General features: G+C 66.2%; 20 protein-coding genes. 6 read left to right on the top strand and 14 right to left on the bottom strand.

Annotated features, from left to right (window positions below):
- Positions 1–32: 32 nt before the first annotated feature.
- Complete coding sequence (locus G3N61_RS09215; RefSeq protein ID WP_089452335.1) at positions 33–950, bottom strand: LysR family transcriptional regulator; 918 nt, start codon at positions 948–950, stop codon at positions 33–35.
- Between the two features lie 118 nt (positions 951–1,068).
- On the opposite strand from G3N61_RS09215, the gene G3N61_RS09210 reads away from it, so the two are divergent.
- The 3 genes from G3N61_RS09210 to G3N61_RS09200 are packed head-to-tail and all read left to right on the top strand — an operon-like array spanning position 1,069 to position 4,796.
- Positions 1,069–2,256: a M20 aminoacylase family protein gene (locus tag G3N61_RS09210; RefSeq protein WP_205822249.1), complete on the top strand. Its 1,188-nt coding sequence runs from the start codon at positions 1,069–1,071 to the stop codon at positions 2,254–2,256.
- A 60-nt stretch (positions 2,257–2,316) separates the two neighbouring features.
- Positions 2,317–3,489 carry a porin gene (locus tag G3N61_RS09205; protein ID WP_205822248.1) on the top strand — a complete coding sequence of 391 codons (1,173 nt, stop codon included), beginning with the start codon at positions 2,317–2,319 and terminating at the stop codon, positions 3,487–3,489.
- Between the two features lie 14 nt (positions 3,490–3,503).
- Positions 3,504–4,796, top strand: coding sequence for an MFS transporter (locus G3N61_RS09200; RefSeq protein WP_205822247.1), 1,293 nt, complete (start codon positions 3,504–3,506; stop codon positions 4,794–4,796).
- A gap of 97 nt (positions 4,797–4,893) precedes the next feature.
- Here G3N61_RS09200 and G3N61_RS09195 read toward each other — a convergent pair whose 3' ends face one another.
- From G3N61_RS09195 to G3N61_RS09185, 3 genes are all read right to left on the bottom strand, one after another.
- Positions 4,894–5,955, bottom strand: a complete 1,062-nt coding sequence (locus G3N61_RS09195; RefSeq protein ID WP_205822246.1) for an alkene reductase — start codon at positions 5,953–5,955, stop codon at positions 4,894–4,896.
- An 82-nt stretch (positions 5,956–6,037) separates the two neighbouring features.
- The gene (locus G3N61_RS09190) at positions 6,038–6,346 is read right to left on the bottom strand and encodes a helix-turn-helix transcriptional regulator (protein ID WP_043179776.1); all 309 of its coding nucleotides are present in this window, start codon (positions 6,344–6,346) and stop codon (positions 6,038–6,040) included.
- A gap of 220 nt (positions 6,347–6,566) precedes the next feature.
- On the bottom strand, positions 6,567–7,121 hold the full coding sequence (locus G3N61_RS09185; RefSeq protein ID WP_043181322.1) for a TetR/AcrR family transcriptional regulator: 555 nt from the start codon (positions 7,119–7,121) through the stop codon (positions 6,567–6,569).
- A gap of 162 nt (positions 7,122–7,283) precedes the next feature.
- On the opposite strand from G3N61_RS09185, the gene G3N61_RS09180 reads away from it, so the two are divergent.
- Together G3N61_RS09180 and G3N61_RS09175 are read left to right on the top strand one after the other, a co-directional pair.
- Positions 7,284–8,843, top strand: a complete 1,560-nt coding sequence (locus G3N61_RS09180; RefSeq protein WP_241017656.1) for a carboxylesterase/lipase family protein — start codon at positions 7,284–7,286, stop codon at positions 8,841–8,843.
- 27 nt (positions 8,844–8,870) lie between these two features.
- Entirely contained in the window at positions 8,871–10,322 is a 1,452-nt protein-coding gene (locus G3N61_RS09175; protein ID WP_205822244.1) for an APC family permease, read from the top strand.
- A 284-nt stretch (positions 10,323–10,606) separates the two neighbouring features.
- Here G3N61_RS09175 and G3N61_RS09170 read toward each other — a convergent pair whose 3' ends face one another.
- From G3N61_RS09170 to G3N61_RS09160, 3 genes are all read right to left on the bottom strand, one after another.
- Positions 10,607–11,515 carry a LysR family transcriptional regulator gene (locus G3N61_RS09170; protein WP_043179768.1) on the bottom strand — a complete coding sequence of 303 codons (909 nt, stop codon included), beginning with the start codon at positions 11,513–11,515 and terminating at the stop codon, positions 10,607–10,609.
- 103 nt (positions 11,516–11,618) lie between these two features.
- Entirely contained in the window at positions 11,619–12,857 is a 1,239-nt protein-coding gene (locus G3N61_RS09165) for an MFS transporter (RefSeq protein WP_205822243.1), read from the bottom strand.
- Between the two features lie 163 nt (positions 12,858–13,020).
- Positions 13,021–14,343: a tetratricopeptide repeat protein gene (locus G3N61_RS09160; RefSeq protein WP_089452342.1), complete on the bottom strand. Its 1,323-nt coding sequence runs from the start codon at positions 14,341–14,343 to the stop codon at positions 13,021–13,023.
- Positions 14,344–14,507: 164 nt separating this feature from the next.
- On the opposite strand from G3N61_RS09160, the gene G3N61_RS09155 reads away from it, so the two are divergent.
- Complete coding sequence (locus G3N61_RS09155) at positions 14,508–15,326, top strand: helix-turn-helix transcriptional regulator (RefSeq protein WP_205822242.1); 819 nt, start codon at positions 14,508–14,510, stop codon at positions 15,324–15,326.
- 69 nt (positions 15,327–15,395) lie between these two features.
- Here G3N61_RS09155 and G3N61_RS09150 read toward each other — a convergent pair whose 3' ends face one another.
- The 7 genes from G3N61_RS09150 to G3N61_RS09120 all read right to left on the bottom strand — a co-directional run bounded on the left by G3N61_RS09150 (position 15,396) and on the right by G3N61_RS09120 (position 22,018).
- Positions 15,396–16,829 carry an amino acid permease gene (locus G3N61_RS09150; protein ID WP_205822241.1) on the bottom strand — a complete coding sequence of 478 codons (1,434 nt, stop codon included), beginning with the start codon at positions 16,827–16,829 and terminating at the stop codon, positions 15,396–15,398.
- A gap of 181 nt (positions 16,830–17,010) precedes the next feature.
- On the bottom strand, positions 17,011–18,261 hold the full coding sequence (locus G3N61_RS09145) for a MalY/PatB family protein (RefSeq protein WP_089452344.1): 1,251 nt from the start codon (positions 18,259–18,261) through the stop codon (positions 17,011–17,013).
- A gap of 133 nt (positions 18,262–18,394) precedes the next feature.
- Positions 18,395–18,862 carry a carboxymuconolactone decarboxylase family protein gene (locus G3N61_RS09140; RefSeq protein ID WP_241017655.1) on the bottom strand — a complete coding sequence of 156 codons (468 nt, stop codon included), beginning with the start codon at positions 18,860–18,862 and terminating at the stop codon, positions 18,395–18,397.
- A 144-nt stretch (positions 18,863–19,006) separates the two neighbouring features.
- On the bottom strand, positions 19,007–19,591 hold the full coding sequence (locus G3N61_RS09135) for a disulfide bond formation protein B (protein ID WP_089452345.1): 585 nt from the start codon (positions 19,589–19,591) through the stop codon (positions 19,007–19,009).
- Positions 19,591–19,764 carry a hypothetical protein gene (locus tag G3N61_RS09130; RefSeq protein WP_155291816.1) on the bottom strand — a complete coding sequence of 58 codons (174 nt, stop codon included), beginning with the start codon at positions 19,762–19,764 and terminating at the stop codon, positions 19,591–19,593. The genes G3N61_RS09135 and G3N61_RS09130 overlap by 1 nt, the downstream gene beginning before the upstream one ends.
- 164 nt (positions 19,765–19,928) lie before the next feature.
- Complete coding sequence (tehA, locus tag G3N61_RS09125) at positions 19,929–20,936, bottom strand: dicarboxylate transporter/tellurite-resistance protein TehA (RefSeq protein WP_346778562.1); 1,008 nt, start codon at positions 20,934–20,936, stop codon at positions 19,929–19,931.
- Entirely contained in the window at positions 20,933–22,018 is a 1,086-nt protein-coding gene (locus G3N61_RS09120; protein ID WP_205822239.1) for an alcohol dehydrogenase, read from the bottom strand. Before G3N61_RS09120 ends, tehA begins: the two co-directional genes overlap by 4 nt.
- Positions 22,019–22,046 lie beyond the last annotated feature (28 nt).

Below are 22,046 nucleotides of genomic sequence, written 5' to 3'. Positions count from 1 at the left end.
AGTCATGGTGTCGGCTGCAGCCCGATTCGTTGTCAGCGCAATGCGTCGCTCCCGGTCAGCGGCAGCGACGCGAACGCGGCTTCCACGTGCGCCAGAAAGTCGGACGCGGGCCGCGTCAGTTGCAGCCCCGGCGGCGTGAGCCGGTACAACTGCAGCGGTGGCGGCGACATCGGTAGCGGCAGCGGCGTCAGCTTCTGGCCGAACACGGTTTCCGCGAGCGAGAGCCGGGTCCACGAGAAAATCGCATCGTTGGTCATCATCAGGCTGTAGAACAGCGCATACGACGTGCAGCGCGTGATGCAGCGCGGCGGGGGCAGGCCCGCGTGCGCATGCAGGTCACGGATATACGTGGGGAAGTTGTCGCTTGCGTCGGCGTGGATCCATTCCGCGTCGCGCAGCGCCTCGAGCGATGTCGCGCCGGCGAAGCGCCCGTTCTCGCGGGTGACGAACGCGGTGTCGAACGTGCGGATCGCCTTGATGTCGACCGACTCGGCAATGGGGCCCGTCACGGCGACGAAGGCGAGATCGAGCGTGCGATTGCGCAACTGTTCCGAGAGCAGGTTGAAGGTCAGTTCACGCAGTTCGCACTCGACGTTCGGCCAGTGGCGGCGGAACGCGGCGTAGGCTTCGGCAAAGCCCGTCACCGCGACGATCGGCGTGAAACCGATCACGAGCCGTCCGTCGCGCAGCCCCTTCATGTGCGCCATGTCCTCGCTCGCCCGTTCGAGCTCGCGCACGACGGCCTGGGCGCGCCCCAGCAGCGCGTCGCCTTCCGGCGTCGGCGCGACGCCCCACGGCTTGCGCTCGAGGAGCGGTACGCCGAATTCGTTCTCCAGTTCCTGGATCGCCTTGCTGATGGCCGGCTGCGTGACGTGCAGGGTCCGGGCCGCGGCCTTGATGCTGCCGGCCGTCGTGACCGCGACGAGCGCGCGCAATTGATGGATTTTCATGATGCGGAAGATATTACCAAAAGTTATCCGCATCAAAATTCGTGAGTTTTTTGACCCGAAACGCGTCTCTATGCTTGGCCGAGACGGTCGCGACGCGGCCGATTCCACGGAGCCATTCATGACGCAGAACCTTGCTCACGTACTCGCGGCGATTCGCGAGTCGGAGTCCCGATTCGTGGCGATCCGCCACGACATCCACGCCCATCCCGAACTCGGTTTCGCCGAGACCCGCACCGCGCAGCTCGTCGCCGAACAGCTGGCCGCATGGGGTTACGACGTGACGACGGGCGTGGGCGGCACGGGTGTCGTCGGCCAATTGCGGCGCGGCGCGTCGGCGCGCACGCTCGGCCTGCGCGCCGACATGGACGCGCTGCCGATCGAGGAAGCGACGGGGCTGCCGTATGCGAGCACGGTGGCGCGCACGATGCACGCGTGCGGACACGACGGCCATACGGCGATCCTGCTGGCCGCCGCTCACTATCTCGCTGAACAGGGCCGGTTCGACGGCACGCTCAACGTGATTTTCCAGCCGGCCGAGGAAGGGCTCGGTGGCGCCAAGCGGATGATCGACGAGGGCCTGTTCGAACGCTTCCCCTGTGAACGCGTGTATGCGCTGCACAACGCGCCGGGCGTGCCGGTCGGCCATTTCGCGCTGCGCTACGGGCCGATGATGGCCTCGTCCGATTCGGTGACGATCACCGTGACGGGCAAGGGCGGGCACGGCGCGATGCCGCAACTCGCGAGCGATCCGATCGTCGCGGGCGCGCAAATCGTGACCGCGCTGCAATCGATCGTCTCCCGCAACGTCGATCCGCTGAAACCGGCCGTCGTGACCGTCGGCACGTTCCATGCGGGCACCGCACCGAACGTGATTCCGGAAACCGCGACGCTGCAGTTGTCCGTGCGTGCGCTCGATGCGGCGACGCGCGACGAAGTCGAGGCGCGGATCCGCCGGATCGTCGACGCGCAGGCGCAGGCGTTCGGGATGACCGCGCAGATCGAATACCAGTCGATCTCGCGTGTCGTGGACAACGACCATGCGGCGTCGGATCTCGCGGTCGAGACGATCTCGGCGCTGGCCGGCGAGGGCGCGCTCATGCTGTTGCCCGACGGCGTGATGGGCAGCGAGGATTTCTCGTGGATGACCGAATGCGTACCGGGCTGCTACGTGCTGATCGGTAACGGCGTCGATTCCCGGGGCGGGTGTTCGGTGCACAACCCGGGTTACGACTTCAACGACACCGCGCTGAGCTGGGGGGCGGCCTATTTCGCCGGTATCGTCGAACGCTTCCTGAAGGCGGGCTGACGACGGCGCACAGGAGACGCGCCGGGCGGAGATGGATTGAATTGACAATAAGGATAACGAATGAAGAAGCGATTTGCATTTGGCGTGGCCTGTCTCGCGCTCGGCGCCGGCAACGCGCGTGCCGTGCCCTATCAGGACGTGTTGCTGGCGGCGGTGCCCGAGTACAACGGTCGACTGACGGAGGGTGTCGCGTTGTACGGCTCGGTCGACATGGGGATCAACTACCAGACGGTCGGCGGCCATTCGCTGTGGCAGACGCAGAGCGGCGGCGAGTGGACCTCCAAATTCGGCTTCTTCGGCCGTGAGAACCTCGGTGGCGGCTGGCGCGCCGAGTTCAACCTCGAAAGCGGGTTTCTCGCGAACAACGGCGCGCAGCAGGACAAGCAGTCGACTTACAACCGGCAGTCGTGGATCGGCCTGACGTCGGACAGCTACGGGCGGCTGCGTCTCGGCAAGCAGATCGGCACGGCGCTGCCGCTGTTCATCGACGTGTTCGGCACGGTGGGCACGAACTCGGTTTATACGTGGCTGGGCGCGGCAGCCGTGCAGACGAGCCGCGGCGTCGGCTACAACTCGGACCTCGGGCCAGGGGCGACGCAATTGCCGGCGCGCGTCGACAACGCCATCACGTACCGTACGCCGATCGTCGCGGGCACCACGTCGCTGATGCTGATGTATGCGCCGAGCAACGTGGCCGGGCGCGCGCCCGCGGCGTCCGCGCAAGGTGCGCTGCTGCAGTGGTACAACGGCACGACCTATCTGGCCGCGAGCTACAACCAGGTGTGGGGCGTCAACGGGGCAGGCACCGTGCGCAACGACCTGTACGGGCTCGGCGCCGTCTATGACACGGGGCGGATCGTGCTGTCCGCATCGTTCAACCAGTACGCGCCGAAGCTGGCCGGCGACGGCATCGCGCGCGTCTACACGGTCGGCGCGATCGTGCCGTTCGGCGTCAATGCGATTCGCGCGTCGGTCGTCTATCGCGATACGTCGGGCGTACGCGACGCGGCCGGCCAGCCGGCCAAGGACTCGGCGCTCGGCGCGATGCTCGGCTACGACTACCTGCTGTCGAAACGCACGGGCCTCTATGCGCGCGCCGGGTTCATCCGCAACTACGGCATCTCGACCGTGTTGCTGAACGGCAACCCGCTGCCGACCGAACCGGGCGGCACCGCACCGCGCACCGGGACGACACCCGTGACGCTGTCGCTCGGCATGTATCACAACTTCTGAACGGGAATTTTCCGATGCATACCCTGAATCGCACGGCCGCCGCGCCGGTCGATGCCGCGCCGCGCGTGTCGCGCCGCACGGTCGTTGCGGCCGCACTCGGCAACGGCCTCGAATTCTTCGACTTCACCGTCTACAGTTTCTTCGCCGCACTGATCGGCAAGCTGTTCTTTCCCGCGTCGAGCGACGTAGGCGCGCTGATGCTGTCGCTCGCGACGTTCGGTGTCGGCTTCGTCGCGCGGCCGCTTGGCAGCGTCGCGATCGGCGCCTATGCGGACCGTGCCGGACGCAAGCCTGCACTGGTGCTGACGGTCGCATTGATGGCGCTCGGCACCGGGATCATCGGCTTCGCGCCGACCTATGCGCAGATCGGCATCGCCGCGCCGCTGCTGATCGTCATCGGGCGCTTGCTGCAGGGCTTTTCGGCGGGGGGCGAAGTCGGCGCCGCGACGACCCTGCTGATGGAGTCGGGCGACACCGGCCGGCGCGGCGAGCGGGTGAGCTGGCAGATGGCGAGCCAGGGCGGCGCGACGCTGGTCGGCGCGTTCGTCGCGCTGACGCTGTCGCGCGCACTGTCGCCCGACGCGCTGCACGCGTGGGGATGGCGCGTACCGTTCGTGCTCGGTCTGCTGATCGGCCCGGTCGGCTTCTATCTGCGGCGTCACCTCGACGATACGCTGCCGCACGCGGCGGCCGGCGCCCCGCGCGAGCGTGCGCGCATTCCGTGGCGGCAGGTCGTGGCCGGCACGCTGCTCGTGATCGGCGGCACGTCGACCACCTATACGATCGTGTTTTTCCTGCCGTCGTTCCTGACGCTGACCGTCGGCATGCCGGCGTCGGTATCGCTGCTGTCGGGCTGCGCGGCGGGCGCCGTGCTGCTGATCGGTTCGCCGTTCGCGGGGCGGCTCGCGGATCGCGTGCGTCGTCGCAAGCGGCTGGTGGGCGTGTCGTGCGTCGCGTCGGCCGTGCTCGTGCTGCCGGCGTTTTACGCGATGAGCGTGTGGCCGTCGGTGGTCACCGCGGTCGCGGTCGTGATCGTGCTGATCGGCTTGATGACGCTGTCGAGTCCCGCCGGTTTCGTGATGATTCTCGATGCATTCCGGCCCGAAGTGCGGGCGATGTCGCTCGGGATGATCTATGCGCTCGGTGTGACGATTTTCGGCGGGTTCGCACAACTGATCGTCGGTGCGATGTGGCGCGCGACCGGCAGTTTCTATGCACCGGCGTGGTATGTGCTGGGATGCAGCGCGGCGAGCCTGGTCGGTCTCGCGTTGTTCGTGGACGCGCCCGCCGAGGACGGCAGGCGGTGAGCGGGAAGGGCGAACGCGTGGCATGCCCGCCCGGTGGTGTGCGCGACGAACGGACGGGCGAGGCCGGTCCGTTCATCGCACGTGGCCTGCGGTGCGATCAGGCCGCGTCGCTCAGCGCCGGGTAATCGGTGTAGCCCGTTTCGCCTTCCGCGTAGAACGTCTCCGGCACCGGCTTGTTGAGCGGCGCGCCGAGTTCGAGGCGGCGCGGCAGGTCGGGGTTCGCGATGAACAGCTTGCCCCATGCGATCGCGTCGGCGCTGCCGTTCGCGAGTGCGGCCTGCGCGGTGTCGAGCGTGAACTGCTCGTTCGCGATCAGCGGGCCGCCGAACGCTTCCTTCAGGCGCGGGCTCAAGTGGTCGCCCGAATACGATTCGCGCGTGAAGATGAACGCGATCTTGCGGCGGCCGAGTTCGCGCGCGACATAGCCGAACGTTGCCGCCGGATCGGAATCGCCCATCGTATGCGCGTCGCCGCGCGGTGCAAGGTGCACGCCGACACGGCCGGCGCCCCACACGTCGATCGCGGCATCGACCACTTCGAGCAGCAGGCGTGCGCGGTTCTCGACCGGGCCGCCGTACGCATCGGTGCGGCGATTGGTGCTGTCCTGCAGGAACTGGTCGAGCAGGTAGCCGTTCGCGCCGTGGATCTCGACACCGTCGAAGCCGGCGGCCTTCGCATTCTCGGCACCCTTGCGGTACGCGGCGACGATGCCCGGGATTTCGTCGAGTTCGAGTGCGCGCGGCGTCACGTACGGGCGCTGCGGACGCACGAGGCTCACGTGGCCGCCCGCGGCGATCGCGCTCGGCGCGACCGGCAGGTCGCCGTTCAGGAACACCGGGTCGGAGATCCGGCCGACGTGCCAAAGCTGCAGCACGATGCGCCCACCGGCCGCATGCACGGCCTGCGTCACCTGTTTCCAGCCCTCGACCTGCTCGTCGGACCAGATGCCGGGCGTGTCCGCATAGCCGACGCCCTGCGGCGTGACCGACGTTGCCTCGGTAATGATCAGGCCGGCCGTTGCGCGCTCGGTGTAGTAGCGGACCATCAGTGCGTTCGGCACGCGTGCCGTACCCGCGCGGGAGCGGGTGAGCGGCGCCATCACGATGCGGTTCGGCAGGGTCAGGTCACCGAGGGTGACGGGATCGAACAGGGTGGGCATGGCAAATAACCTCTTCACGAAAGGCGGGCAACCGTCGCGTCATGGGCGACCGCAACCCGCATGGCCGGTTCGGCCGTGTTGGCTAGAGTTCGCGGCGCAGGGCGTCGTGAAATGCGTCGATGACGGCCTCGTTGCGTTGAAAGAACGCCCACTGGCCGATCCGCGTCGACGTCACGAGCCCCGCGCGCTGTAGCGTCGCGAGGTGCGCGGAGACGGTCGATTGCGACAGCCCGCAGCGCGCGTCGATCTGGCCCGCGCAGACGCCGTGTTCGTACGGCAGCGTCTGGTTCGGGAAATGCACGTCCGGCGTTTTCAGCCAGACGAGGATTTCCCGGCGCACGGGGTTCGAGAGCGCTTTCAGGATCGCTTCGATGTCGAGTTCGGTCGGCATGGATAGGTGGGGTGTTTCGGTCGGGCAACCAGGTATCGTCGATGGGCGAATCTTATATCGGAATATGACGATATGTTTGAAAGCATTGTTGCCAATGGGGTTGATAGCGAACGGCTGTCGAGCGGCATCAAGGCTGGCTGGGCCATCTGACGCCCGAGCGAACCGGTGGCTTGCCGAATCGACGCAGGGTCGGCAGGCCCCCGCCGCACGTTGGCGGGCGTCAGCCGTTAGAGCGCGTCATCGCCAGTAATTCGTCGATGAATGCCTTGCGCTGCGTCGGGTCCAGCGGACGTACCCCACATACTTCATCGAACCACAATCCTTCGACGGCAAAGCGGATGATCCGCGCGGTCCGTTCCGGCAACGCGTCCCGGCTCAGCAATTCGGTCCAGCGGGCAGCGTGGCCCGCATAGACGGGGAGCAGGCTCGGCTCCAGGAGCAGGCTGCCGATCACGGCCGACAAGCTTCTGCCCTGGAGCGCTTGCTCGGAGCTTGCGATGATGTACGCGCGAGTCCAGGCCCCGGGCTGGCCGTCCGCCAGCGCGGCGTCGGTCACGGCCTGCTCGAAGGTGGTCGCTTCGAAATGCAGCAGCCCTGCGAGGAGCTCCGACTTGCTCGAGAAGTGATAGAGCAGCCCCCCCTTGCTGATGCCCGCAACCGACGCGGCCTCGGCAAGGGTTAATCCCAGGATGCCTTTGTCCTGCAGGATTTTTCGTGAGGCTTCGAATATTTTTCTCTTGGTGTCGCCAATTTCGCTATCAATATTCTCGTTCATCGGGAATTGCGCGGAAAATGCACCGAAATAAGCCGTACCGGCTGGACGGTGCATTATACAAATTCCCTTTGCCATTTTTTTTGAGTTCGGTACTGTACCGGCTGGACGGTACACATCGCGTCAACGAACCTCGAACCCCTCTACCCGGGCATGGATAGAACGATGAACGAACATGCAAGCCTCTCCACGATCGACGACTGCATCGCGCGCCGCGATGGCGTGCTGACGCTTCCGCAGGGCAGTATCCGCGGCAACTGCAACGATGGCATCCGTCAATTTCTTGGCATTCCTTACGGAAAGGCTGCGATCGGCGACTTGCGGTTCAGGCCGCCCGTGCCGGCGCCAGCATGGGACGGAATTCGCGATTGCCGCAGCTACGGCGATGCGTGTCCGCAGGTCAACGACGACTTGCCCGCATGGCAGTTCGATGGAGATCACTCGGCGGACTGCCTCAATCTCAACGTCTGGACGCCTGCGTCGGCGGCGCCCGGCGATCGCTTGCCGGTGATGGTGTGGTTGCATGGCGGCGCCTATCTGTCCGGGTCCGCCAACCTGCCCCTGTACGACGGACGCGTGCTCGCCGAGCAGGAGCAGGTGGTGGTCGTGTCGATCAACCATCGCCTCAACGTCTTCGGTTACCTGCATTTCGGCGATCGGGGCGACAGCCCGTCGACTGCCGCGAACGTGGGGCAGCAGGATATCGTGCTGGCGCTCGAATGGATTGCGGCACACATCGGTGCGTTCGGCGGCGATGCAGACAACGTGACGCTGTTCGGCGAATCGGGCGGTGGCGGGAAGATCTGCGCGCTCACGATGATGCCGTCGGCCGAGGGCCTGTTTCACAAGGCGATCGTCCAGAGCGGGGCCTTTCTCACCCTGCTGTCGCGAGCGCAGGCACAGGTCAGGGCCGACGCGTTCCTGTCGATGCTTGGCGCCGATATCCACGCACTCGATACGATCAGCGACGAACAGGCGCTTGCGGCCGCGCGCCGCCTGATCGACCGGTACGGCTATACCGCGTTCTGGCCTGTCGACGACGGTGTCGTCATCGATGCGTCGAGCATCCCGCGCGCATCGGTGCCGATGATGATCGGCACGACCCGGCACGAGTCGGCGTACTTCCTGCCCCCGCAGCTGCTCGCGCACGGCCCGCTCGAGCCGGTCGGCTACCGCGATGCGCTGGAGGACGGCCTGAAGCCATTCAGCATCGGCCCGGACGATGCGCGGGCAGCGGCCGACGTCGCATCGCGTACGCGTGCGATACCGCCTCGCTCGATCGGCCGGGACCTGACCGACGTCCTGTTCTGGAAGCCCGCGGTCGCGCTGGCGGAACGCAACAGCCGGCATGCGAACACGTTCATGTACCGGTTCGACTGGGCATTCCCGTGCTGCGGCGGCCATTACTCGATTCACGGCGCCGAAATCCCGTTCGTGTTCGGCATGCTCGACTACCCATTGCCGGCCTGGGATGACGCCGATCTCCCGAACGCGCGGTATTCGGACGACACGCCCGGCGAGCGGTTCGGCCTGGCTGCGCGCGTGCAGCGTGCGTGGGCCGATTTCGCCCGAGACGGCGATCCGTCCGCCAGCGGCGTGTCGGTGTGGCCGCGCTACACACCGGAGGCGCGTGCGACACGGATTTTCGACCGGGTCTGCCGCGTCGAGGACGATCCGGATGCCGAACGCCGGCGGGCACTGTTCGCCGCGCGCGCGGGCGCGTGACACACTCATCATCGACAAGGAGAAGACATGGAGACGTCAGCGGTAACCTCGGAATCCTCATCCACGCGCCCCTTGAACTGGGTCGCAATCGTATTTTTCGTCCTGGCCACCAACGGGCCCCTCACCAGTCTGATCGGATGCGTGCCGTACGGCGTCGCGTACGGCAACGGCATCGGCATCGGCATCGCAGGGTCCTACCTGTGCGTCGGCCTGATCTACCTGTGCTTCGCCGTCGGCTTCACGGCGATGAGCCGTCACGTGGGCAATGCGGGCGCGCTGTATGCGTACGTCGGGCAAGGGCTCGGCCGGCCGGCGGGTGTCGGCGCCGCGTTCATGGCGGTCGCGTCGTATTTCGTGATCACGCTCGCGTGTTACGCGTTGCTCGGGTTCTATATCAGCTATTTCATCAACAACCTCACCGGCCTGGTCGTGCCGTGGTGGGTCAGTACACTCTGCGCGGCAGCCGTCGTGCATGCGTTCGCGATCAACAACGTCCAGTTCAACGGCGCCGTGCTGTTCCTGCTGATGATCGTCGAGATCGCGCTGATCGTCGCATTCAACCTCAAGGTCGCGGCCACGGGCGGCGGGGTCGAGCACTTCAGCCTCGCGCCGCTGCACCCGGCGAACGTGTTCACCGGGAAGTTCGGCACGTCGCTGGTGTTCGTCGTGGTCGCGTACATGGGCTTCGAGACGACGGTGATCTACGCGAACGACGTCCGGAATCCGGGCCGTTCCATTCCGATTGCCACCTACGTCAGCGTCGCGGTCATCATGGCGATCTATGTCGTGTCGACGGTGCAGATGTCCAATGCGTTCGGCTATGCCGAAGTCGTCGCGCTGGCGGTGAAGTCTCCCGCGGATCTGTGGTTCGCCGTGACGGAGCGGGTGCTCGGCAAGCAGATGGTGGTGGTCACCAATGCACTGCTGATCACCAGCATGCTCGCGGCGATCATCAGCTTCAACAATGCGACCGTGCGTTACTGGTATTCGCTCGGCCGCGACGGCATTGCGTTCAAGCGGCTCGCGCAATTGAGCGAGAAGAAGGGCCTGCCGGTCCGGGCCGCGAACCTGCAGTCCGTGCTCATGGTCACGCTGATCGCTTTGTCCGCCGCTTATCGCGTCGATCCGGTGATGGTGATTGCACCGTATCTCAGCATTCCGTCCGCGATCGGGATCGTGTGCGTTCAGGCGTTGACCGCGCTGGCGGTCATCCGCTTCTTCGCGGCCCGCCGCGAGCGCGAAACGCGGTTCATCCGGTGGGCCGTGTTTCCGGCACTGAGCTTTGCCGGATTCGCTTACTTCCTGTACGCAATGATCGGCAACGTATCGCTGATGGCCGGCACGGCTTCGACCGTCGTTTCGCTCCTGCCGTGGACGACGCCGGCGGTTGCTGTCGCGGGCGCCGGCTTCGCGGTTTGGCTGCGACGTGCGCGGCCGTCGGCGTACAACGGCCTGGGGCAATTTCTCAGCGATAGCTGAGCGTACGGACATATTCCTGAAACGGGGCTGGTTTAATCATTAAGGTATCCATATGGAAAATGCGTGACGAAGGTGTTCTGGACTGGTGATCCGGGGGGCGGGTTCGGTTCGATCGACGCGCCCCGCATCCATGCACGTCGGCTTCAGCCCGGCAGGCCGACGATCTCGTACCGCCCCTGTTCGTCGACGGACGCATGAAGTCGCCTCGCGCGCGGTCGCATCGCGAGACAGGGCGGTCCGTCCCCGGACGGCCGCGTATTGCAGCACTGGCGTGCCGTGAGCGGTCAGTTGGCGTGGCCGCCGGCCTTGACGTCCTGCTGCCGCGCCAGTGCCAGAAAGCCGGCGATATAGGCCGTGTCCTGCTCCCCTCGACGCACGCCGAGGTGGATGCTTTTGTGAATGCCGCCTTGACCGAGGCGCACCGTGCGAATCGGCATGGCCGCGCCTTCCTCGATCACCAGCCAGTCGGGCAGCACGGCCACGCCACGGTGTGCCGCGACGAGCTGCAGCATCAGCTCGGTCTGCTCGGCCGTGCGATGAAATTTGGGCCGGCAATGGGCCGGTACCAGGAAGCGCGTATAGATGTCGAGCCGCTCCTTGCTGACCGGCACCGTGATCAGTTCCTCGGCGAGCAGGTCATGCGGCAGCGCGAATTCGCGCGCTGCAAGCGGGTGCCGCTCGTGTACCACCAGCATCAGCTCGTAGTCGATGACCGGTTCGAACACGATGTCGGGCAGGTCGATCGGGTCGGGGGTGACGAGCAGGTCGATTTCATAGCCGAGCAGCGCCGCCACGCCATCGAAACCGAACGCGGTTCGTACGTCGTAATCGACATCGGGCCAGCTGGCGAGATAGCGTGAAGTCAGCCGCGTCAGCCATTTCTGGCAGGGATGGCACTCCATCCCGACACGCAGCGCGCCACGTCGTCCTTCCGCAAACTCGACGAGCGTGCGCTCCGCATGTTCGATCTGCGGCAGCACGCGTTCGGCCAGCGCAAGCAGATATTCGCCCGCGTGCGTGAAGCGCAGGCCGCGTCCGTTCTTGGTCCAGAACTTGACGCCATGCCGCTCCTCGAACTTGCGGACCATATGCGACAGCGCCGACTGCGTGACGTTGAGGCGCTCGGCGGCCGCGGTCAGGCTGCCGAGGCGCTGGACTTCCTTCAGGATCGACAGATACTGGAGATCGAGCATCGTTGAACTCCCCACATTGCTTGCAACCCGCGAGCGCCGGCGCCGGTACGTGTGACGCGCATCGGCCGGCGCGCGGCACGGCTCCGCCGCTTACCCGTGCGGGTCATGCGCTGGCCGTGCCGCGGCCCGAGGTCCACAGGAACGCCGCCAGCCCCAGCACCGGCCCGGGCACCAGCAGCCAGATCGCATCGAGCCCGGTCTTCTCGAGCAGCGCGGTGGTGGCGGCGATCGAGACGACCGTGATGGCGAAGCCGATCGAGTTTTGAATGGCCAGCGCGCCCCCGACCCACTCGGGCGGGCAGGCGCGTGCCGCCAGCGCCGAGAATTGCGGCGAATCGGCGATGACCGACGCGCCCCAGACGATGAGCAGCACCGCCATGGCCATCGGCGGCAGCACGCGCCATGCGAGTGCGAAGGTCAGCGCGCAGAGCCCCGAGAGGGCGAGCGCGCCGAGCGCGACCTTCGCGCTGCCCAGCGTGCGCGACAGCGTCCCGCCGACGAGCGAGCCGATGGCGCCCGTGGCGATGACGCCGAAGGCCAGGCCCGACACGCCGACACGGGGAAAGTGGGTCGCCAGCGCGGTATGGGTGATCAGGAGCGGCACGGCGGTCCAGAACGTGTAGAGCTCCCACATATGGCCGAAGTAGCCGAGTGTCGCGGCGCGGAACGCGCGGATCCGGAACGCCCCGAGCACGGCGGCCGGGCCGCGTTGCTGCCCGACGGCCGCGTTCGTCCGTGGGCGGGCACCGTCCCCGAGGACGCCGATCACGCCGGCACCGATCAGTGCGAGCACCGACGACGCGGTAATGATCCACTGCCACGGCAAACCGGTCCCGACGACCCGCATGGCGTGCGGCAGCGCCGTGCCGAGCGTCAGCATCGCGACCAGCTGGGCCAGCGCGGACCCCGTGCGATCCGGCGCCCAGCCGACGATCAGCTTCATGCCCATCGGATAGATGCCCGCGAGGCAGATGCCGACGGCGAAGCGGAACGCCGCACCCGTGACAAGACCGCTCGACAACCACGCAAAACCGAGGTTGAAGGCGGCGCCGAGCACGGCGCTGCACACGAAAATCCGGCTCGCGCGAAACCGGTCCGCAGCCCCGCTCAACGAGATCACCAGCGTGCCGACGATGAAGCCGAGCTGGACCGCGCTGGTCAGCCAGCCGATGTCGGCCGCGCTCGCCTGCCAGAGCCGCATCAGGTCCGGGGCCGTGCTGTTCGCGCTGAACCACAGCGCCGTACCGAACAGCTGCGCGATCGCGATCGCGGCGACCGGCCCGATTCCGTCGACCAGCCAGCGCCGCAATCCGGTGCGCGGTTCCACGATGCTTGAACACATATGACTTCCTTGGCGGTTGCGCGGCTGCCCGCGGTCTCGCTCGCCGTCCACGCGCCGAATCGGACGGACATGTCCGCGCGAGCCGGCAGGGGCGCCGGCGGGCGGGGTGAAGGGAGGGCGCGGGGCGCGCCGCTACCGGTTACGCGGTCACGGACGGGCCGGATCAGGCGGTCACGAGCTGACCGAGCCAGCGCGTGTCGCGCGGCGACGGGCGACGATGCAGGCGCTGCTCGAGCAGTGCGCGTGCCTTGCCGGCGTTGCCGCTGCGCATCCACGCAACCAGCAGCGTGTCCTGGACGATTTCGCGCTGCGCGCCGCTGCCGCCGAGGCGTACCGCTTCGTGCGCCACGGGCTCGAGGAGCGCCGCGCATTGCGCGTATTGCTCGTCGGCGAAGGCACGCGCCGCCCGGCAGATCGCCGGCACCACGGCACCGGCCCGCAGCGTGCCGGCCTCGACGAGCGCGTCGAGCGCGCCCGCACGTTCGTCGAGCGCCGCCGTTGCGCCCGTGGCCGCCGCGATCAACGCCATATGGACATCGGCGAACGGGAAGCCCGCCTGCCGGAAGTAATCCGATGCATATCGGGCCGCGTCGTCCCACTTGCCGTCGGGAACGGTGTAGCCGTAAGCCTGCATGCGCCAGAGGAACGAAGCGGTATCGCTGACCACGTTGATCGGCACGCCCAGCGACGCCGCCGGCGCAACCTGCGCGTCGTAGATCGCGAGCGCGCGTTCGGTGTCGCCGCGTTCGAGCGCGATCAGGGCCGCATGCCACGCAATGTGGCTGTGAAGGATGCCGCTGCGGTCGTATTCGGGCAGCCAGCCGGCGATCATCGCGTCGGCCTCGTCGTTTGCCCCCGCCTCGTACAGCACGTGTGCCACCGCGTGCGCGGCATTGACGTTGTGCCGGCGCAGTTCGAGCGCACGCTGCGTCAGCGTACGGCCGAGCCGGACGTCGCCGTTCTCGCCATGTGCCCAGCCGCGATACGTCAGGAACCACCAGTCGTCGTCCTCGAAATGCCGCGCATGGCGCTCGCATAGATCGACGCGCGCCTGGTCGTGATCCGCCATGCCCGAAAACGCGAACAGGCCGAACGCACCGAGCGGCAGCGACAACACGACCACGTCGCGCGGCCAGCTGTCGGCATGCTCGAGCGCGGCCGTCAGTGCCTGGGCGGACTGCCCGTGGATCGCGAGCGACAGCACGTTGACATGGCTGCGCTCGCGCGGCGTGCCGTTGCGGGCAGCGAGTGCGACCGCGTTCGTGACCATCGCGCGTGCTTCACCGATCTCGGCGCGGATCGCATGCAGGCGTGCCCGGGCCGCCTGCGCCAGCGCGAATTCCGGATCGGCCGCGATCGCCTCGTCGAGCGTTTCGGCCACGCCTGGCCACAGGGACAGGAGCAGGTCGACACCGGCGCGATAGCGCTCGGCCGCGACTTCGGAGGTCGTCGAAAGGGGCAGGCTGTAGCGGTCGAAACAGGCCATGAGGCGGGAAACTCCGGTAAGGATCGTTGGCGGTTCGGGGCTGCGGCAGTCGATTGCGCACGTTGCCGCGAAACAGGCATGACGTCATTAGACCAAGTTTCGCCGTGTCGGTATTTCGATTGATAGACAAGATGTATAGAATATCTGCCAACTGGAGAATCATCATGGTCTGGGAGACGATCGAGGCGCCGGAGAACGCGGCGCCACCGGCACCCCTCAGGGTGCGCGCGCAGTTCATTCCCGCCCGCCATTGTTTTCCCGAACATCATCATGACTGGCATCAGGTGGTGTACGCGATCTCGGGCGCGTTGACGGTGATCGCGGAAGGCGGTTCCTGCGTGATCTCGTCGGATCAGGCCGTGTGGCTGGCCACCGGCGCGCGGCATCGCGTCGGCTCGCTCCTGGGTGCGGAATTTCGAAGCCTGTGGATCTCGGACGACGCGGGGCCGGCGCTGCCGGGCACGAGTCCGAGCGTGTTCACCGTCTCGCCGTTGCTGAAGGCGCTGATCGTCGAGGCGAGCGAAATCGACGGGCAACCCGACGAAGACGGCTATGCGGGGCGCATCACGCATCTGATTCTCGACCAGCTGCGACGGGCGCCGGCACTTCCGTCGGCATTGCCCTGGCCGCGCGATGCGGCGCTGATGTCGCTGTGCGAAGCGCTCTATGCGGATCCGGCTGACCTGCGCGGCCCGGAGGAGTGGGGGGCGAGGTTCGGCATGTCGACGCGCACGCTGGCGCGCCGGTTCGTCGCCGAAACCGGCATGAGCCTGCGTTCGTGGCGCCGTCGCATGCGCCTGTTCAGGGGGATCGAACTGCTGGCGGGCGGGCACGGCGTGACGCGCGTCGCGATGGAACTGGGCTACGGCTCGACGTCGGCTTTCGTCTACGCATTCCGGCTGGAGATGGGCAGCAGCCCGCAGGTCTACATGCGCGGACGCGGCACCGCGGTCGGCGAACGCGCGCCGGCGCGGCCGCGCTGAAGGCGACGGCAATCGGGGCCGATCGGGCCCCGGCAGGCGCGATGCCTGCCGGGATCCGGCCGGTGCCGCTTACGCGGGAAGATCCTTCGGATCGCACGATTCGCACGCGGCATCGGTGCTCGTGGCTTCGTTTCGGATATAGAAGCGATACACCCCATATACGAACGCGACCCAGACCGCCGACACCACCAGCGACATCCGCATGTCCGGCAGGATCGCGATACAGGCCATCACCGCGGCGACGAAGCAGAGCGCAATGTAGTTGCTGTACGGATAGAACGGCATCTTGTAGGTGAGCTTGTCCGCTTCGCCGTTCGCGATCCGGATCTTGCGAAAGCGCAGGTGGCTGATGACGATCGAACCCCACGCACAGACGAGCGCGAACACGGTGACCGACGAGAACAGTTCGAACGCCTGCTCCGGCATCACGTAGTTGAGCAGCACGCCGGCGAACATCGTCGCGAACACCATCAGGATCGCGCGAAACGGCACCTTGCGGCCGTTGACGACGCCGAGGAAGGCCGGCGCATTCTTCTGCAGCGACAGGTTGTAGAACGTGCGACTGTTGGTGAACACGCTCGCGTTCACGGCCGAGAGCACTGCCATGATCACGACGAGATTCATGATGCCGGCCGCGGCGGGAATGCCGATCTTCGTGAACACCTCGACGAACGGGCTGCCCTTGGTCGTCAGCGAGGTCCACGGGAACACCATCAGCAGGACTGCGATCGCGCCGACATAGAAAATCAGCAGGCGCCAGAACGTCGCGTTGATCGCCTTCGGCATGGTGGTGCGGACGTCCTTCGCTTCGCCGGCCGCCAGGCCGAGATTCTCGACGCCACCGAACGAGAAGGCCACCATCACGATCGCGAGAAAGGTCCCGCCCACGCCTTTGGCGAAGAATCCGCCGTTGGCAACGAGGTTGTGATAGCCGATCGGTACGCCGTGGTTGCCGATGCCGAACACGATCATGCCGGCGCCGAAGATGATCAGTGCGACGATCGCCGCCACCTTGACGAGCGCAAACCAGAATTCGGCCTCGCCATAGAACTTCACGCCGATGATGTTGACGCAGAACATGATCGAGACGGCCGTGCCCGCCGTCACCCAGATCGGGATGGCGGGGAACCAGAAGTGCACGTAGTTGCCGAGCGCGTTCAGGTCGGCCGCGCTGGTGGCCAGCAGGAAGATGAACGCGTTCCAGCCGTTCAGGAAGCCGACGAAGCGGTGAATGTAGCGGTTCGAGTACGAGACGTAGGAACCGGATACCGGCTCCTCGACCGCCATCTCGCCCAGTGCGCGCATCACGAAGTAGATCGCGATGGCGGCGAGCACATAGACGAGCAGGATGGCCGGTCCGGCCGTGCGGATGGCCCAGGACGAGCCGTAGAAAAGCCCGGTGCCGATTGCGCCGCCGATGGCGATCATCTGGACGTGCCGGTTCGACAGGTCGCGCTTCAGGTCTTCCTGTTCATAAGCAGGGGTGGTGGGGGTCTGTGTCATGTCGCCTCCGAGAGTGTCTTCATCTGTCTTTGCAGTTGCATGGGAAATCGGTGTTTTTTTTGTTTGCATTCCTTATTGTTTGGCGTGGTCGTTCAGGACGATCGGCATCCTTGTCCTGCACCGGGTGACCGCGGGCGAAGCGGGCGCTAGTCCAGCCTTGCGCCGGCTTGCATCGCGGAAGTCAGAGCGCGGCCAGTGCCAGGCTCAGCCGCTCGACCGCCTCGTCGATCAGCACGCGCGGGCATCCGAGGTTCGCGCGCATGTAGCCGTGCCCTTCGATGCCGAATTTCTGCCCCTTGTCGAGCCAGAGCCGCGCCTGGGTCAGCATGAAGCGATTGAGGACGTCGGGGTCCATGCCGAGTCCGCGGCAATCCATCCAGGCCAGATAGAGCGAATCGGCCGGCAAGACCTCGATGCGCGACGTGATGCCGTGGATCGCGTCGCGGAAATGGGCGTGATTGCCGCGCAGATAGGTCAGCAGCGCTTCGAGCCACGACTCGCCATGGGTATAGGCGGCTTCGGCGGCCACCATGCCGAGCGTGTTGACCGACTGGTACATGTTGCGGTCGAACTGGCGCCGCAGTGAGTCGCGCAGGCGCGGATCCGGCACGAACAGGTTCGCGCTCTGCAGTCCGGGCAGGTTGAAGGTCTTGCTCGGCGCGGTGCAGGTGATGCTGTTGCGCGCGAACGATGCGCCGAGCGACGCGAAGGGGATGTGCTTCCTGGCCGGATTGAGGATCAGGTCCTGGTGGATCTCGTCGGAGATGACGATCACGCCGCGCCGTGCGCAGATTTCACCCATCGCCCGCAGCTCACCTTCGCTCCAGACATTGCCGGTCGGATTGTGCGGATTGCTGAGGATAAAGAGCCGCGTGTTGTCGCGTATCGCCGCCTCGAACGCGCGCTCGTCGAAACGATAGGCGGTGCCGGCGCGCTCGAGCGGTGCGAACACGAGGTGCCGCCCGTTCAGCAGGACATCATCATGGAAATGCGCATAGACGGGCGGCTGAATCAGGACCGTATCGCCGGGTGACGAGAAGGCCTGGATCGCCGTCTTCAACGCCGTAATGATGCCGCTTGCCTGCATCACCCAGGAGCGATCGACTTCCCAACCGAAGCGGCGCGCCTGCCAGTCGACGACGGCACTGACGTAGCTTGCGGTCGCGCCGCACGAATAGCCGAAGACACCGTATTCGACCGCATCGTGCAGTGCATCGATGACCGGGCGCGGTGCGCGAAAATCCATGTCGGCGACCCACATCGGCAGCGGATCGGCAGCATGCTCGTCGGGTGACAGCAGCGTGGCGCCGAACGCCCATTTCAGCGAGTTCGATGATCTGCGATCGATGACTTCGTCGAAGATCGAGGCGGGCGTATCTGCCGCGCCCCCGCCGGCAGCCAATTCAGAATGAGACTTCACGTTCCCTTCCATTCACGATAAAAACGGCACGCCGGCGGCGTGACCACGTATGGCGAATAGAGTAGCAGCGCGAAATTTCGACGAACAATGGTATCTCCTCATGGAGCAGTGAGCCCGGCTCATGGATGCCGGTTCGCGGCACGCTTCAGATTCCCAGTGCCACGAGAAAGCGCGAAACCATGTTGTAGGCGGCCGCTGTGGCCACGGCTTCTATCGTCTGCGTTTCGCCGAAATGCAACGTCAGTTCGGCGATCACATCGGCATCGACACGCACCTGTCGCGTCGATTGATCGGTCAGACGAATCAGCGCGCGTTCCGCGTCACCGAACAGCCGGCTGTCTACCTCGGCAGCCCTCAAGGCTTCGCTCTGCGCGCGCGTGCCGCCTGCCGCCAGATAGGCCGGGTAATGAACGTGCCACTCGAAATCCGCGCCGTTGAGCACGGCCACGCGCAGCATGATCAGTTCACGGAGCACGAGCGGCAGGCTGAAATCGGCGCGCACCCGGCGCAGCAGTTCGTTCCATCCCGCCGCCAGCGGCTCGCTCCTGAGCAGGACACGGTCGATGCCGATCAGTTCGCCGCCCGGACGACGCGCGCGCATCGCGGCCAGCAACGTTTCGGGGGCCGGCTCTCCGTCCTGCCACGGGACGACTCTCACGTTTGACATCTTCACCTCCAGTGGAATGTGCGTTGCGATACCGTCGCCAGGGGCGGCGCCCGACCGTCACGCGGCACGGGCGCCTGGCCCTGGCCGGTGTCAGGGTTTCATGACGTCGCCGTCGTAGAGCATCTCGTAGTGCTTTTGTCCGCCGGCCTTGAACGAATGGAAGCCGTTCTGCAGGAATGCCGAGACGAGATTGGCGCCCACCAGCGCGATGAACAGCACCATGGCGAACGAGCGAATGGCCGGGCGCGGACGCTGCGACGGATCCGCGGCCGAGGTCGCGCGTGCCTGCGCGTGCAGGCACAGCATCAGCACGCAATAGAGGATCGCGGCGGTGAAGATCAGGTACGTCCACGTGTACATGTGCAGGCCCAGAATCGCCGAGCCCGTCGGGACCGTATAGGCGGGCGCCTTCGCGAACATGAACAGGAGGCTGATCAGGCTGCCGATCAGTGCGCCGAAGGCGCTGAGAAGATAGTTCCAGGCCTGGGCGCCGAACCGCAGATTCAGCAGCAGGCCGCTGCCGAAGAGCATGAAGCCTACCCGGATCAGATTGCAGAATGCGCACGGGAGCTCGCCCATTGCCAACTGGAAGTAGAAGGCGGCGAGCAGCGTGACGGCGATGCCGAGCAGCGCGGCGGTATCGAGTCCGTCGAGGTGGCGTGGTGTGAGCTTCATTACCACGACCCCAGCGTCATCAGATCCTTCATGTGATGGCTGCCGTGATGAACGGTCCACACGACGACCAGTAATGCGCTCGTCGACCACAGGAGCCGCGCGGCGGCCAGGTTGCGAAGCGATGCCAGCGCCGCGGCGAACGCGAACAGCACCGGAATAAAGCCGATGAACATGCGAGACTTCTCCTCGTTCAGGAAAACCAACGGAATAATCGAACAGGAAATTTATCGCCGAGCGGGCTTGTTGTATGTCGATCGGTCGTCAACCTGTATCGAGGAATGGACAAGCGCAAGGAACTTCGACGTGAATGGCGATCAGTCGATGCATCGCCACCCGGTCAAGAGCGCTCGACTCGGCGCGCGTATTCGGCATCCGCGGCCGGATCGATCGGGGATTCTCGAGTCGACGCATGCGCTTGCCGCGTTGCAAGATTCCCGATGAAAAGGCTGGCCGTGCGTAGAACGAGATATCCGATCAACAGGTTGGCGCCGATGAAGACGGGTAGCGCCAATGCCCGGGCCGATCCCACACCCGCATGGGCCAGTTTCAGGCTGGTCACCGATGCAGCGTCGACGCCGAACGTATAGGCCCAGTACGCAGGGACGAACGGTTGCGCGCGCAGCCACGCGGCGAGCCGCAGGCCAAGCAGCAACTGAAAGAGGCCGTAGCCCCACAGCATGAGAATCCAGTGATCTGCGCTGCCGGGTGACAAGGTCAGCCAGGCCATCGCGCACACGGTCGGCGGTGCGAGCTGGATGCCGATCAACGGGCGTTGCGGTGCCGGCAGCGTCGTCGGGTGCCACAGCCGCTGTATGACCAGCGACTCGAGCGCCACCCAGGAGAACAGGCCTGCACCCAGAAACAGCCACCCCCAGTCCGGGTGACCCAACGAGCCGAGTACGGCCGCGCTGGTGAAGTTGCCTGCGACGGTCGGCAGATACACGGTCGGCAACGTGTCCTGCGCATTCCGCCCGCCTTGCCAGAGCGTGCCCGTGTGCCACAGGCTGAACCCCAGGTGCCACGCGATGCTGACGATGGCTAGCATCCACGCGAGGGTCATCGAATACGGCTGGACTGCCATCGCAACGAGCGAAGTGGCCGCCGACACCAATGCAGGCGTGCCGCCCTGCACGGGATGCAGGCATTCGGCCTGCACCTGCTCGAAGCGACGCACGGCTTGCCACGCATAGCCGGCGATCAGGACGGCCCAGGTCAGGCCCGCCACCGCCAGAATCGTTTCGCCCACGAGCGGCGGCAGTGCCCACAGCCGCGTGGCGGCGCGCCAGGCCTGCCCGAGGCCGGCGAGGCCCAGCACCATGCCGAAATGCGACGCCGGAATCGTCACCTGTCCTGGGTGTGCCATGCCTGTTCCTGCCGCGGGCCATCGCTTGTTTCATCCGAAGGCTCATGGTTCATCGTGAGCACCATGCGGAATCTGACGTCGCCTGATTTCATTCTTCGATAGGCCTCGTTGGCCTGCGCCAGCGGCATGACTTCCATCATCGGGCGGATCCCCGTGAGCACACTGAAATCGAGCGCTTTCTCGCTCTCGTACGGTGAGCCGGTGATCGACCCCTGTATCGTCCGCTCGCCGACGACCAACTGGCCGGACGAGACGGACAGCGGGTCCCGGGTCACACCGAGCACGACGAGCCGGCCGGCAGGGGCGAGGCCGTCCAGCAAACCGGATACCGCGTCGGCATTGCCGATGGTGGTCAGGATGGCGCGCGCGCCGCCCATGCTTTGCAGCCGGGTGGCGGCATGCTCCTGGTTGGTATCGATGTAGACGTGTGCGCCCAACGCGAGCGCATCCGCGGCGACCTCGCCGCGACGGCCGATGGCGACGACCTTGAATCCCATGTGGCGCGCATACTGCAACGCCATGTGCCCGAGGCCGCCGACGCCGAGAATGGCCACGACATCGCCCGCTTCGGCACCGCACTTCTTGAGCGCGTTGAAGGTCGCGATCCCGGCGCAGAGCAGCGGGGCGGCTTCGGCCGCGCCGAGTTCGTCGGGGATCGAGACGAGCGCCGTGCTGCGGGCGAGCATCATCTCGGCGTAACCGCCATCGCAGGTTGCGCCGACGACCGGCTGGTTGCGGCAAAGCTGAAAGTGTCCCTGGCGACATTGGGCGCATTCGTTGCAGTAGCCGCCAAGACGGCCCACCCCGACGCGCTGCCCGATCTGCCAGCGCGACGGCACACCGGCTCCGAGCGCGGCGATCCGTCCCACGATCTCGTGACCCGGAACGCGTGGCGGTTGCAAGGCCGGGTCGGCGCGTTCGATGTCGGCGGCGTCCGCACCGCATATCCCGCAAGCCTCGACCGCAATCAGTACCTCGCCGGCTGCCGGCGTGGGCGTCTTGCGCTCCACCAGTTCGAGAACGCCGGGGCGGGTGACCTGCATGGCCCGGTAATGACTTTTCATGAGGGTTTCTCCAGAGTCGTGAATGGAA

The organism is Burkholderia sp. Ac-20349 (assembly GCF_017104865.1).
GTDB classification, from domain to species: Bacteria; Pseudomonadota; Gammaproteobacteria; order Burkholderiales; family Burkholderiaceae; genus Burkholderia; species Burkholderia aenigmatica.
Note: the sequence above shows the minus strand (reverse complement) of the source record. Positions and strands in the feature narration are given on the sequence as shown.

Bases quoted from the DNA above. Each gene is read 5' to 3' on its own strand.
- G3N61_RS09215 (WP_089452335.1), bottom strand. From the start codon at position 950: ATGAAAATCCATCAATTGCGCGCGCTCGTCGCGGTCACGACGGCCGGC.
- G3N61_RS09210 (WP_205822249.1), top strand. From the start codon at position 1,069: ATGACGCAGAACCTTGCTCACGTACTCGCGGCGATTCGCGAGTCGGAG.
- G3N61_RS09205 (WP_205822248.1), top strand. From the start codon at position 2,317: ATGAAGAAGCGATTTGCATTTGGCGTGGCCTGTCTCGCGCTCGGCGCC.
- G3N61_RS09200 (WP_205822247.1), top strand. From the start codon at position 3,504: ATGCATACCCTGAATCGCACGGCCGCCGCGCCGGTCGATGCCGCGCCG.
- G3N61_RS09195 (WP_205822246.1), bottom strand. From the start codon at position 5,955: ATGCCCACCCTGTTCGATCCCGTCACCCTCGGTGACCTGACCCTGCCG.
- G3N61_RS09190 (WP_043179776.1), bottom strand. From the start codon at position 6,346: ATGCCGACCGAACTCGACATCGAAGCGATCCTGAAAGCGCTCTCGAAC.
- G3N61_RS09185 (WP_043181322.1), bottom strand. From the start codon at position 7,121: ATGAACGAGAATATTGATAGCGAAATTGGCGACACCAAGAGAAAAATA.
- G3N61_RS09180 (WP_241017656.1), top strand. From the start codon at position 7,284: ATGAACGAACATGCAAGCCTCTCCACGATCGACGACTGCATCGCGCGC.
- G3N61_RS09175 (WP_205822244.1), top strand. From the start codon at position 8,871: ATGGAGACGTCAGCGGTAACCTCGGAATCCTCATCCACGCGCCCCTTG.
- G3N61_RS09170 (WP_043179768.1), bottom strand. From the start codon at position 11,515: ATGCTCGATCTCCAGTATCTGTCGATCCTGAAGGAAGTCCAGCGCCTC.
- G3N61_RS09165 (WP_205822243.1), bottom strand. From the start codon at position 12,857: ATGTGTTCAAGCATCGTGGAACCGCGCACCGGATTGCGGCGCTGGCTG.
- G3N61_RS09160 (WP_089452342.1), bottom strand. From the start codon at position 14,343: ATGGCCTGTTTCGACCGCTACAGCCTGCCCCTTTCGACGACCTCCGAA.
- G3N61_RS09155 (WP_205822242.1), top strand. From the start codon at position 14,508: ATGGTCTGGGAGACGATCGAGGCGCCGGAGAACGCGGCGCCACCGGCA.
- G3N61_RS09150 (WP_205822241.1), bottom strand. From the start codon at position 16,829: ATGACACAGACCCCCACCACCCCTGCTTATGAACAGGAAGACCTGAAG.
- G3N61_RS09145 (WP_089452344.1), bottom strand. From the start codon at position 18,261: ATGGAAGGGAACGTGAAGTCTCATTCTGAATTGGCTGCCGGCGGGGGC.
- G3N61_RS09135 (WP_089452345.1), bottom strand. From the start codon at position 19,591: ATGAAGCTCACACCACGCCACCTCGACGGACTCGATACCGCCGCGCTG.
- G3N61_RS09130 (WP_155291816.1), bottom strand. From the start codon at position 19,764: ATGTTCATCGGCTTTATTCCGGTGCTGTTCGCGTTCGCCGCGGCGCTG.
- G3N61_RS09120 (WP_205822239.1), bottom strand. From the start codon at position 22,018: ATGAAAAGTCATTACCGGGCCATGCAGGTCACCCGCCCCGGCGTTCTC.